Source organism: Rhizobium sp. AC27/96, assembly GCF_001692325.1.
Lineage (GTDB): Bacteria > Pseudomonadota > Alphaproteobacteria > Rhizobiales > Rhizobiaceae > Rhizobium.
In genome coordinates this window covers 140970-153381 of the sequence record NZ_LXKN01000010.1, presented here as the reverse complement: position 1 = coordinate 153381, position 12412 = coordinate 140970, and the positions used below count along the sequence as shown (strand labels likewise).

Sequence of the window (12412 nt, the reverse complement as noted above, 5' to 3'; positions counted from 1 at the left end):
ATCCAGGAAACACTAGAGCGAAGGACTTCGTCGCCAGCAGCGCCGCCGCCCTCGTTCAGTGATCGGGCTTATAGACCCTACCTCCGAACCAAGTCAACACTCATACTGTAAAAATTCTGACATTTTTCTAACACATTGATAAAAAAGAGAGATTTGATAAAGTGGCAAAAATTCTGGGAAATTCGCCCCGTTCAAACCCCATTTCCGGATTCATTTTACTCCTTTCGGGCAAAACGTCCAGCAGGCGGCTTTCAGAGAGGCGGATTCACGCCTTTGCGGGGCCGCCTAGCGCCCCTCGGCCCGACAATCCTCGCATTGCCAGTCTCCCACCCAGCACCTAATAGAAATCAAGCTACAGAAGGAGCGGAGAATGTTGGTCCTCGACGATGAGCAGGCGCGCACCGCGATCCTGCCCTATGAATATGTGCGGAGCCGGCAGGCGTGACATATAGAGTGCCTCCATTACCCGAACTGCCGGTCACCCATGTGCTCGCCGATATCGGCGTGGCTCTCAGCGAACATGGGCGCGCCGTGCTCTCAGCACCGCCCGGCGCCGGCAAGACGACCTTGGTCCCGCTTTTCCTATTGGGTCAGGAATGGCGCGGCGATGACAAGATCATCGTTCTGGAGCCACGGCGGCTCGCGGCAAGGGCGGCGGCGGCCCGCATGGCGTCCTTGCTCAACGAACAGGTCGGCGACACTGTCGGCTATCGCATGCGGCTGGATAATCGCATCTCAGTCAAAACCCGGATCGAGGTGGTGACGGAAGGCGTGTTCGCGCGGATGATCCTGGAGGATCCCGAACTCTCCGGCGTCTCAACCGTCATCTTCGACGAATTTCACGAGCGCTCGCTCGATGCGGATTTCGGTCTGGCGCTGGCACTCGACGTACAATCGGCGCTGCGCGAGGATCTTCGCATTCTGGTGATGTCGGCGACACTCGACGTGGAGCGTGTCGCAACCCTGCTCGGACATCCGCCTGTGATAGAGAGCATGGGCCGCAGTTTCCCGATCGACATCCGTCATCAGGACCGGCCAGCCGGCGAGCGGATCGAGGATACGGTGACGCGGGCAATCCTCGATGCGCACGCCAGCGAACAGGGCTCCATCCTCGCCTTCCTTCCGGGACAGGCCGAAATCACCCGCACCGCCGAAAGGCTTGAAGGCCGGTTCGGCCCCGCGACGATGATCGCACCGCTTTACGGCAATCTCAGCCAGAAGCAGCAGGACGCGGCAATCCGGCCGGCACCGCAGGGTACCCGCAAGATCGTGCTGGCGACCTCGATCGCCGAGACATCGATTACTATCGATGGCGTGCGCATCGTTATCGATAGCGGCCTGCAGCGGTTACCCGTCTTCGAGGCCTCGACCGGCATTACGCGGCTGGAAACGGTGCGCGTGTCGCGCGCCTCGGCCGATCAGCGGGCCGGCCGCGCCGGGCGAACCGAGCCGGGCATTGCCATTCGTCTCTGGCATCCCGGCCAGACGGCGGCATTGCCTGCCTTCACGCCACCGCAGATCCTCTCCAGCGATCTCTCCGGTCTGGCGCTCGATCTCGCGCATTGGGGCGTACAGGATCCGGCGACCCTCGCCTTCGCCGACCAGCCACCGGTCATCACGCTTGCAGAGGCACGATCGCTGTTGCGCCAACTGGGGGCGCTCGATGCGGAAAACGGCCTGACGGCGCGTGGCCGCCTGATGCGAGAGCTAGCGTTGCCGCCGCGACTGGCGGCGATGGTGATCTCTGCCGCCGAATCCGGCCAGGGGCGCGAAGCGGCGTTGGTGGCCGTATTGCTGACGGAACAGGGGCTCGGCGGACAGAGCATTGATCTCGAAGAACGGTTGCGGCGCTTCAAGACGGAAAAGGGCGAACGCGCCGAGGCAGCACGCCGGCTTGCGGGGAGGCTGGCATCGGCCGCCGGCGACAACCGGGCTGCCGCCTCCACGACGCCTGCGCTGGCCGGCTCATTGCTGCTGCATGCCTTTCCGGACCGGATCGCCCTGCAGCGCGGCGGCCGCGGACGCTTCGTCATGGCGAATGGGCGCGGTGCGGAACTGCCGGAAACGGAGCGCCTTGCCGGATCGCCGATGCTCGTTATCGCCGATCTCACCGGGCGCGCGGCACAGGCACGTATTCTTGCTGCTGCCGAGATTTCGCGAGGGGATGTCGAGGAACATCTGCCGGGCGAGATCCGCACCGAGGATCAGAGTTTCTTCGACAAAGCTAGCCGGCAGGTGCGGGCGCGGCGCGCCACGCGGCTCGGCGCCATCATCTTCGAGGAAACGCCTCTGCCGCGCCCCTCCGGCGAACAGGCGGCAAAGGCGCTGGCCGAAGGAATTCGCGAGCTCGGGATCGACGCACTGCCCTTTTCCAAGGAGGCGGCGCAATTGCGGGCGCGGATAGGCTTTCTATACCGCACGATCGGCGAGCCCTGGCCCGACATGAGCGACGAGGCCTTGCTCGCACGGCTCGACGACTGGTTCACACCATTCCAGACAGAGGCGCGCGGCCTTTCCGACATTGCATCGGGCGGGCTTTCGAACGGGCTGATGGCGCTGGTGCCGCATGAGCTGCAACGCGACCTCAGCCGGATGGCGCCGACGCATTTCGAAGCGCCGACCGGCCAGCGCCATCCTATACAATATGATGGCGAGGAGCCGCTATTGACCATTCGGGTTCAGGAGTTGTTCGGCCTGAAGCAGCATCCGACCATCGGCGGTGGCAAACTGCCGCTGGTGCTGGAATTGACATCGCCGGCGCATCGGCCGATCCAGACGACGCGCGACCTGCCCGGCTTCTGGGCCGGATCCTGGAGGGATGTGCGCGCCGACATGCGCGGGCGTTATCCGAGGCACCCCTGGCCGGAAGCCCCGGCGGATGCGCCGCCGACGACACGCGTCAAACCAAGGGGGACCTGAAGATGGCACGCTTCTTCAGAGGACTAGAAAAACTCTCCGAGGCCGAGATCAAGGCTCAGGACGGCCATCTCAGCAGCCGGCGGCTGAGGCTGCAGACACTGGTGCGCCTGCGCTGGCTTGCCGTCGGCGGCCAGACTGTGACTGTCATGATCGTCGCCTTCTGGCTGAAGTTCCCGATGCCGCTGATGCCGTGCTGCGTGCTGATTGCCTGCCTCGCCTGGATCAACTTCTTCCTGACCCTGCGCTTTCCGCCGACGCACCGGCTGGAGCCGCCGGCGGCCTTCGCGCTGCTCAGTGTCGATCTTCTGCAGCTTTGCGGGCTGCTGCTGATTACCGGCGGGTTGGCCAATCCCTTCTCGATCCTGGTCTGCGTGCCCGTCATCATTTCCTTCGCCTCGCAGCCGATCCGCTACAGCATGACGCTGATCGGGCTGGCGATGATCTGCATTACCGGCCTTGCCTTCTCGCCTTTCCCGCTGCCCTGGTATGACGGTGTTGCCACCAGCGTGCACAGCGTGATGCAGCTGGGCGTATGGTGCTCCATCGCTTCCACCATGGCGTTTGCGGCTTTCTATGCCTATCGCGTCTCCATGGAGGCGTCGCAGCTTGCCGATGCCCTGGCCGCGACGGAGCTGGTGCTGCAGCGGGAAAAGCACCTCTCCCAGCTCGACGGGCTGGCGGCGGCGGCGGCGCATGAGCTCGGCACGCCGCTTGCGACCATCAGTGTCGTCGCCAAGGAGATGGAGCGCGAACTCAAGGAGGACGACCGGTTCCGCGAGGATGTGGCGCTGCTGCGCAGCCAGAGCGAACGTTGCCGCGATATCCTGCGGCGGCTGACGACGCTCTCCTCGGAGGACGAGGCGCATATGCGGCGGCTGACGCTGTCGTCGATGATGGAAGAGGTCATCGCTCCGCATCGCGAATTCGGGATCGCTCTGGAACTGATAGAGAGAAGCCCACGAGCCGGCGAGCCGGTGCTCAACCGCAATGCCGGCATCATGTATGGGCTCGGCAACCTGATCGAGAATGCCATCGATTATGCCCGCAAGACGGTGACCGTCACCGTGGAATATACCACCGATACGCTGACGATCGTCATCGAGGACGACGGCAACGGCTATTCGCCGGAGATACTGATGCGGATCGGCGAGCCTTATGTGACGACACGGCAGCGAGACGATACGGCAGGTGGTCTTGGGCTTGGCCTCTTCATCGCCAAGACCCTGCTCGAGCGCTCCGGCGCCGCTCTCTCCTTCGGAAACCGCGATCCGGAAACGCCGGGAGCCCGCGTCCGCGTCGAATGGCCGCGCATGTTGATCGACAGTAATTCGACAAAATGATTTTCACGGCTTAAAACAACGGCTGTCAAAATTGGTAGAATATGCAGGCGGATGATCGCCGGGATAGAAGATAGAATGACGGATAAAGAGCTTGCCGCCCCGCATGCCGGGGACAAGGACGCTGCTGCCCATATCGGCGCGGATGCGACATTGCTGATCGTCGATGACGACGGCCCGTTCCTGCGCCGGCTGGCGCGCGCCATGGAGACCCGCGGCTTCGTGGTCGAGACGGCGGAATCAGTGGCGGAAGGCGTTGCCAAGACCAAGGCCAACCCGCCGCAATATGCGGTCGTCGACCTTCGCCTCGGCGACGGCAACGGCCTGGATGTCATCGAAGCCATTAGGCAGAAGCGCGACGACACGCATATCGTCGTCTTGACCGGATACGGCAACATCGCCACCGCCGTCACCGCCGTCAAACTCGGCGCGCTAGACTATCTGGCCAAACCCGCGGACGCCGATGACGTCTATGCGGCGCTGACGCAGCGCCCAGGCGAAAAGGCGGAAGTGCCCGAGAATCCGATGTCCGCCGACCGCGTGCGGTGGGAGCATATCCAGCGCGTCTATGAAATGTGCGAGCGCAACGTCTCCGAAACGGCGCGACGCCTCAACATGCATCGCCGCACGTTGCAGCGCATCCTTGCCAAGCGGGCGCCGAAATAGAGCATTTCCGGGAAAAGCGTGCAGCGGTTTTCCGTCCGGAATTGCGCTGGCCGGAATTGCGCTGGAAAGTGACCTATTCCGGCGCGAAGGACTTGCCCGTCGCCCATTCCGCCAACAACAGGCGCTGGGCGGCCGCGCGGGAGAAATTCAACGTCACCGACTTGCGGGTTGCCGGCGCCAGGCGATGCTCCGGCGCCTCGCGGATCATGTGGGCACCGTAGCCGTCCGACAGGAAAAGCCCGCATTCCTCCGGAAAGATATCCAGCGGCACGTCCTTGTGCGTGGCGAAGAACAGCCGATCGCAATGCTGCCGATAGTCGGGCCATTTGCGGTCGACGCGGAAATCCTCGATCGATGTCTTGATCTCGATGATCCAGATCTCGCCCTTTTCGGAGAGGGTGATGAGGTCGGCCCTCCGACCGCTGGAAAGCGGCAACTCAGGCAAGACGGCATGGCGCATTTCGTGCAGTAATAGTTGCATGCCTTTGCGTACAAGCATGGCACGTTCCGACTGCCGGCCATCTATTAACGGATTGTTATTGTAAACGTTCAAAATCGTCATGAATTGCCTCGGGGACAGGCAAGCATTGTTGCAAAAAAACCATGTCCCTCTAATTTGCGCGCCGGCGCTATTTTTGTAGCCCCGCAGCAGCTTGCAAAGTTTAGTTTAATGGAAAATAAACCGTAGACAAAGATGATCAATAGTCATCCTTCCCCTGCCACGAAATTTCAAGAGTCTTCCATGCGCATCCGTAATGCTATGACTGCACTCGGCCTTGTCGCAATGCTCGCGTCGGCTGGCTATGCCACCACTGCCGCAGCCGCGCCGTCCGCCACCGCAAACTCCGCCGCCGACACCATCAAGACCTTCGATGGCGACTACGGCATGACGAGCGATAACGGCTTCGAGCTGCCGGCGATCCCGATCCAGAAGGTGAAGCCGCAGTTCCGCCGCCAGATCGTTGCCTACAAGTCCGACGAGGCTGAAGGCACCATCATCGTCAACACGCGCGAACGCCACCTCTACTACATTCTCGGCAATGGCGAAGCGATGCGCTACGGCATCGGCGTCGGCAAGCAGGGCTTCTCCTGGTCCGGCACCGCCTACGTCGCCTGGAAGCAGGAATGGCCGAACTGGCATCCGCCGAAGGAAATGGCGGTCCGCCGTCCGGAAATCGCCAAGTATGTCGATGGCGGCATGAACCCGGGGCTTTCGAACCCGCTCGGCGCGCGCGCCATGTATCTCTACAATGACAAGGGCCAGGACACGCTGTTCCGCTTGCACGGCACGCCGGAATGGGCTTCCATCGGCACCGCTGCCTCCTCGGGCTGCATCCGCCTGATCAATCAGGACGTCATCGATCTCTACAGCCGCGTCCTGCCGGGCCGCAGCACCAAGGTCGTCGTTATCCAGTAATCATTGCTGGTATCTGGAATTCAAAAAGCCGGGTTCGCGATGAACCCGGCTTTTTTGTTTTGGGGGACTGCGGTCGATGCCATGCCGCCCACCCGCCCTCGTCCTTCGAGGCTCCACCTTCGGCTGCGCACCTCAGGATGAGGGCTGATCTTTTCCCTGCCAGCAGACTCTCTCCACCTCATCCTGAGGTGCCTTGCCGTCAAAGCGTCAGCACAGACGACAAGGCCTCGAAGGATCGAGGTGGCCTCCGACCGAGGGAAAGTATCACCCCGCCTGCTTCGCCTTCAGCTCGATACGGCGGCGGTGCAGGACCGGCTCCGTATAGCCATTCGGCTGCTCGCGGCCCTTGAGCACGAGATCGAGCGCTGCCTGGAAGGCTATGGAGCCATCGAAATTGCCCGACATGGCAACATAGAGCGGATCGGAAGCGTTCTGCTGGTCGACGACGGCGGCCATGCGCTTCATGGTTTCGATGATCTGTGCTTCGGTGATGACCTTGTGGTGCAGCCAGTTGGCCATGTGCTGCGCCGAGATGCGCAGCGTGGCGCGGTCTTCCATGAGGCCGACATTGTTGATGTCGGGCACCTTGGAGCAGCCCACACCCTGATCGACCCAGCGGACGACATAGCCGAGAATGCCCTGGCTGTTGTTGTCGATCTCGCGCTGGATTTCCTCCGCCGTCCAATTCGGCCTGGAGGCGACGGGCACGGACAAGATATCGGAAAGCTTGGCGCGGGCGCGGCTCTTCAGGCTCTTCTGCACGTCGGCGACATTGACGCGATGATAATGGGTGGCGTGCAGCGTCGCCGCAGTCGGCGACGGCACCCAGGCGGTGTTGGCGCCGGCCTTGGGATGGGCAATTTTCTGCTCCAGCATGGCCGCCATCAGATCCGGCATGGCCCACATGCCCTTGCCGATCTGGGCATGGCCGGAGAGACCGCATTCCAGGCCGATATCGACATTCCAGTTCTCATAGGCGGCGATCCATGCGGCCTGCTTCATGTCGCCCTTGCGGATCATCGGTCCGGCTTCCATCGACGTATGGATTTCATCGCCGGTGCGATCGAGGAAGCCGGTGTTGATGAAGACGACGCGCTCACCGGCGGCGCGGATGGCTTCCTTGAGGTTGACCGTGGTGCGGCGCTCCTCGTCCATGATGCCCATCTTGATGGTATTCCCCGGCATGCCAAGCACATCCTCGACACGAGAGAAGATCTCGGCCGCAAACGCGACTTCTTCCGGCCCGTGCATCTTCGGCTTGACGACATACATCGAGCCCGTGCGGGAATTCTTGCGGCGACCGCTCGGGCCTATATCGTAGAGTGCGATCAAGGCGGTGATGGCGGCATCCATTATGCCTTCCGGCACTTCGTTGCCGTCACGGTCGAGGATGGCCGGATTGGTCATGAGGTGACCGACATTGCGCACCAGCATCAGGGAGCGGCAATGCAGATCGAAACTGCCGCCATCCGGAGCCGTATAGGCGACATCGGGATTAAGCCGGCGGGTGAAAGTCTTGCCGCCCTTGGCGACTTCCTCGGTCAGGTCGCCCTTCATCAGGCCGAGCCAGTTGCGATAGACTTCCGCCTTGTCCTCGGCATCGACAGCAGCGATGGAATCTTCGCAATCCATGATCGTGGTGATCGCCGATTCCAGGCGAACATCGGAAATCCCGGCCGGATCGGTCTTGCCGATCTCGGTGGTGGCGTCGATGACGATTTCGATACGGATGCCGTTCTGCTTCAGCAGGATATGCGAGGGAGTGCCGGCATCGCCGAGATAGCCGGCAAAATGGCTGCCATCCGCCAGTGCTGCCGCGCCGCCCCTGGTCGCGATTGCCAGCACGCCATCCTTTACCGCAATGCTGGTGACGTCTTTCCAGCTTGCGCCGGCAAGCGGCACGGTCGAATCGAGAAAATCGCGCACCCAGGCGATAACCTTTTCGCCGCGCTTGGGATTGTAACCCCTGCCCTTCTCGGCTCCGTCGGTCTCAGGAATGGCGTCGGTACCGTAAAGCGCGTCGTAGAGCGAGCCCCAGCGGGCATTGGCGGCATTGAGGGCGTAGCGCGCATTCATGACGGGAACGACGAGCTGCGGGCCGGCAATCTCGGAAATCTCCGGATCGACATTGGCGGTGGAAATCGAAAATGCCGGGCCTTCGGGCACGATGTAGCCGATCTCGCGAAGGAAGGCTTCGTAGGCGGCGAGATCCACCGGCGCGCCGTTCTTGCGATACCAGTCGTCAATCGCAACCTGCATCCGGTCACGCTTGGCGAGGAGATCACGGTTCTTCGGGGCGAGATCGTGGACGATTTTGGAGAAGCCGGCAAAGAAGGTGTCAGCGGCGACGCCGGAGCCCGGAAGAGCCTCCTTGACGAGGAAATCATACAGGACCGGTTCGATCTGCAGCCCGTTCTTCTCAATGCGGCTCATGCCAAATGCTCCTCACGGCCGTTTAACGGCTCAATTTTCACATGCTGCCACTTTGCGCACCGTTTCGCTTCTGTCAATTTTGCAATAATTCGAAAGTTTTATGCACTGAGGGAAACAATCAATCCGCGGCGATCCGAGGGCGGCCGCTGGCGGTGGCGATGAAACGCGCCTCGATCAGCTTGCGATTGCCCTCGACCTCAGGCGCATCGACCTGCTCATCCACCGCGACGACGAGATCCACGGCACCGCTGAGCCGCGCCCGCGCCATGGCCGCTTCGACGGCGCGCGTTCGCGCATCGGCGAAACTCTTGTTCTCATCTATGAACCGCAGGTTTTCGCCGGCACCGCTCAGAATATAGATGCCATCCTCCGGCATGGTGACGACGACGGTGGCGCTGGCCCGCACCTGGCCGACAACGGCGCCGACGGCATTGGCTACATCCGCATCAGCGGGAATGGCGCTTTCGGTCGCCAGCATCGTGGCGATTGCGGGATAGTAGACCGGTGCCGAAGCACCGAGTCCGACGAGAGGGCGATCGAGCGAAACGGCGAAGCGGGCGATGCCGGGCACGCGACGCAGAGCGCGATCGATCGGGATGGACCTGGCCGGATCCAGATCGGCAACACCATCCTCGGCAAGGCAGGCGGCGAGAATGACTTGGGTCGACTGGCGTGTGAGGCGATCGACGATCTTTTGAGCGAGGTCTTCGACGGACGTGGCTATGGGGCGCCCGGAGCCATCCTTCAGCCGCATCGCCAGCGCCAGACCAAGCCGCGCTGCCTCAGCATTCCACTGATTCTGCCGACCGAGTACATGCATGGCATCCGAAGGCGTGAGCCCGCTCAGGTGCACCAGGCCCCGCGCCACCAGCCGATCCAGCGTCGCCTTCTGCGAGGTCATCGTCAGCAGCTTGTCCAGCGCCACGGGAACTGGACCAATCCTGTCGAACAGGGCCTGCTCGGGCGCGGTAAGCCCACTCGCCAGATGATCCGGCAAGCCGGTGCGCAGCGCGAAGCGGCCGGCATTGCGGGCAAGGTGCGATGCGCGCAATTGCTGCTCCAGCACGTCAAGCACGGCCGGCCCATGCGCATGAGCCGCAAGGCTCAGTGGCAGCAGGCGGCGCGGCCCGAGATCGAAACTGACGACGAGGCCGCGGTCGTTGATCTTCACCTCCGAATCGCCGCCAAGACCATAGGTGCGCATCGCGACCGCCTCGACCATGGTGCGGTAGCCGCCGACAACAGCGCCGTCCGCATCAAGCCGCGGCCGGCCGGCATCCATGACGGCGACATCGGTCGTCGTGCCGCCGATATCGGACACCACTGCGTCGTCGAGGCCTGTGAGATGGCGCGCGCCGACCAGGCTCGCGGCCGGCCCGGACAGAATGGTTTCGATCGGCCGAAGTTTTGCCTCAGCAGCCGAAATCAGCGCGCCGTCGCCACGTACCACCATCATCGGCGCCGCAATGCCGCGCGCGGCCAGAAAGCCTTCGCAAGCGCCGACCAGACGATCGATCATCGAGACCAGGCGGGCATTGAGCAACGTCGTCAGGGCGCGGCGCGGGCCGCCCAGCTTGGAGGAGAGCTCATGGCTGCAGGTGACAGGCAGATGCGAGATTTCACGGATACAGTCGCGCACCCTGATTTCGTGAGCCGGATTCCGCACGGCGAAATAGCCGGCGACAGCAAAGGAGGAAACAGACTTCGCCAACTCCGGCAAGGCTTCTTCCAGCGCCGTCAGATCGAGCGGGTTTTCATTGCCGTGAACGTTATGGCCGCCCGGCACGAACAGCACCGGATCGGACCCAAGCGCTTCCGCCAGGCCATCGCGCTTCAAGTCGTCAGGACCAAAGCCGATCATGATCAACCCGGCGCGGCCGCCCTGCCCTTCCACCAGCGCATTGGTGGCCAAGGTCGTCGACAGCGACACCAGGCCGATGGCCGAAACCGGAACGCCTGCCTCGGCAATGACGGCATCGACGGCGCCGGCGATGCCGACGGCCAGATCATGCCGCGTGGTGAGCGATTTCGCCTTGGCGATCACGCCATCGGCTTCATGGAAGAGAACGGCATCGGTATAGGTTCCACCCGTGTCGATGCCGAGCAGGAAATGAGACGTCACGAAAATATCCAGCTCTTGAAGGGAATGTGATGCCGTTATTGCACCCTTCTGGCCTGAGCCGCTAGCTGGCAAGCGGCAAAAACAGTCTTAGCGACGTGTCACCCGCATCGGCAATCCACCGCGCGGCTGGGTCGTCAGCTTCTGCACCGGCCAGGGATCGGTCTCTTCGGTCGGATCGAAGCGGAAGCGACGCATCATGACGGCAAGGGCGATGACGGCTTCCTGAAGAGCGAAGGTCGCGCCGATGCAGACGCGGGGACCGGCGCCGAAGGGCAGATACTGGAAGCGATTGATCTTGCCGCGGTTCTCGGGAAGAAATCGCTCCGGCATGAAGGCGCGGGGCTTTTCCCAATAGAGCTCGTGGCGATGCAGCGTCCAGGGCATGATCAGGACGGTGATCCCCTTTTCTATCGTCACGCGCTCGCCCTTGGGGCTCGTCCATTCGTCATCTGCGATGGCGGCCCGGTTGATCGAGGGCGCCGGCGGATAGAGGCGCATCGCTTCTTCGAAGGCGGCACGGACATTCGGCATGAGGTCAAGCCAGGTGACAGGCTCGGCATCCGTCGCCAGCACCCGGTCGATTTCCTCTTCCATGGCCTGACGCGTATGCGGACTGTTGGCGACGCAATAGAGCGTCCAGGCGAGTGCACGCGCCGTCGTCTCGTGACCGGCGCCGATGAAGGTGAGGATATTGTCCTCGATCTCGTCCATCGTCAGCCCGTCGGGGCCGGCCTTTTCCAGAAGCAGCGTCAGGAAGTCGTCGGGCGCGCTGGCGCGGTCCCTGCGCATCTTGTCGAGCCTCTGCTCCATGGTGTTGCGGACGATGCCGCGAAACTTGTCGAGCATCTTCTGGCCGCCGATGCGGGTGATGCGCGGCACCCAAGCGGGAGCGCGCAGCAGGTCCATGGGATCGACGCGCCCCATGCGATGCAGCAGATCGTTGACGTCGTCGGCGAAATGCTCGCTTTCGGTGACGATCTCGCCGGAAAACAGTGTCTCGGCGAGGATGGCGAAGGTGAGTTCGGTCATGTCGGCAGCGACGTCGAACGTGGCACCCTCCTCGCCGACACCTTCGTATTTGTTCACATATTCCAGGCTCTGGCTCAGCATCTGGCCGGCAAAGCCCTGGGCATGGCGCGGCGTGAACACCGGTGCCACCGCCTTGCGCGAACGCTTCCAGACCGGCCCTTCGGCCGTCAGCAGCCCATCACGCAGGATCGGCCGAAGCACCAGCTGGCGGATATCAGCCATGCGGTAGTTGGCCGCGTTATCGACCAGAATATACTTGATCAGGCCGGGATCATTGACGATCAGCGTCCGCTCGTTGAAGAACTTCGTCTTGATCCAAGGGAGCGTGTAGGAAGGTTCGCCCCATAATTCGAGCGGATTCCGCAGGATCGTGCGTATGATCGTCAATCGCGACGGCGGCACGGTGCGCGGGATCGGCGCCGGCGGAGAGAAGGCTTCCGGGATCATGTCCATCAGATCAATTCTCCTCGAAAGCCGGGCTCCTGTTTG

At 62.6% G+C, this 12412-nt stretch carries 8 protein-coding genes; 4 read left to right on the top strand and 4 right to left on the bottom strand.

Translation table 11 applies throughout. From position 1 onward, the window contains the following. Positions 1–453 precede the first annotated feature (453 nt). The 3 genes from hrpB (at position 454) to A6U86_RS11030 (ending at position 4922) form a co-directional block, all read left to right on the top strand. Positions 454–2919, top strand: coding sequence for an ATP-dependent helicase HrpB (hrpB, locus tag A6U86_RS11040; protein WP_068390533.1), 2466 nt, complete (start codon positions 454–456; stop codon positions 2917–2919). A gap of 2 nt (positions 2920–2921) precedes the next feature. Continuing rightward, positions 2922–4259, top strand: coding sequence for an ActS/PrrB/RegB family redox-sensitive histidine kinase (locus A6U86_RS11035; protein ID WP_068390529.1), 1338 nt, complete (start codon positions 2922–2924; stop codon positions 4257–4259). Positions 4260–4334: 75 nt separating this feature from the next. Continuing rightward, positions 4335–4922 (top strand): ActR/PrrA/RegA family redox response regulator transcription factor, encoded by a 588-nt coding sequence (locus A6U86_RS11030; protein WP_068390574.1) that lies wholly within the window; start codon positions 4335–4337, stop codon positions 4920–4922. Between the two features lie 73 nt (positions 4923–4995). Here the strand turns inward: A6U86_RS11030 and A6U86_RS11025 are convergent, their stop codons facing one another. Continuing rightward, the gene (locus tag A6U86_RS11025; protein ID WP_068390526.1) at positions 4996–5484 is read right to left on the bottom strand and encodes an MmcB family DNA repair protein; all 489 of its coding nucleotides are present in this window, start codon (positions 5482–5484) and stop codon (positions 4996–4998) included. A gap of 180 nt (positions 5485–5664) precedes the next feature. On the opposite strand from A6U86_RS11025, the gene A6U86_RS11020 reads away from it, so the two are divergent. Beyond that, positions 5665–6339: a L,D-transpeptidase gene (locus A6U86_RS11020; RefSeq protein ID WP_068390523.1), complete on the top strand. Its 675-nt coding sequence runs from the start codon at positions 5665–5667 to the stop codon at positions 6337–6339. Positions 6340–6603: 264 nt separating this feature from the next. Here A6U86_RS11020 and A6U86_RS11015 read toward each other — a convergent pair whose 3' ends face one another. The 3 genes from A6U86_RS11015 to A6U86_RS11005 form a co-directional block, all read right to left on the bottom strand. Next, positions 6604–8772: a malate synthase G gene (locus A6U86_RS11015; protein WP_068390520.1), complete on the bottom strand. Its 2169-nt coding sequence runs from the start codon at positions 8770–8772 to the stop codon at positions 6604–6606. Positions 8773–8890: 118 nt separating this feature from the next. Continuing rightward, positions 8891–10894: a hydantoinase/oxoprolinase N-terminal domain-containing protein gene (locus tag A6U86_RS11010; RefSeq protein ID WP_068390516.1), complete on the bottom strand. Its 2004-nt coding sequence runs from the start codon at positions 10892–10894 to the stop codon at positions 8891–8893. Positions 10895–10981: 87 nt separating this feature from the next. Further along, positions 10982–12376 carry a cytochrome P450 gene (locus tag A6U86_RS11005; protein ID WP_068390513.1) on the bottom strand — a complete coding sequence of 465 codons (1395 nt, stop codon included), beginning with the start codon at positions 12374–12376 and terminating at the stop codon, positions 10982–10984. Positions 12377–12412 lie beyond the last annotated feature (36 nt).

Coding starts and splice junctions, on each gene's coding strand:
- A6U86_RS11035 (WP_068390529.1), top strand. CDS start 2,922: ATGGCACGCTTCTTCAGAGGACTAGAAAAACTCTCCGAGGCCGAGATC.
- A6U86_RS11030 (WP_068390574.1), top strand. CDS start 4,335: ATGACGGATAAAGAGCTTGCCGCCCCGCATGCCGGGGACAAGGACGCT.
- A6U86_RS11025 (WP_068390526.1), bottom strand. CDS start 5,484: ATGACGATTTTGAACGTTTACAATAACAATCCGTTAATAGATGGCCGG.
- A6U86_RS11020 (WP_068390523.1), top strand. CDS start 5,665: ATGCGCATCCGTAATGCTATGACTGCACTCGGCCTTGTCGCAATGCTC.
- A6U86_RS11015 (WP_068390520.1), bottom strand. CDS start 8,772: ATGAGCCGCATTGAGAAGAACGGGCTGCAGATCGAACCGGTCCTGTAT.
- A6U86_RS11005 (WP_068390513.1), bottom strand. CDS start 12,376: ATGGACATGATCCCGGAAGCCTTCTCTCCGCCGGCGCCGATCCCGCGC.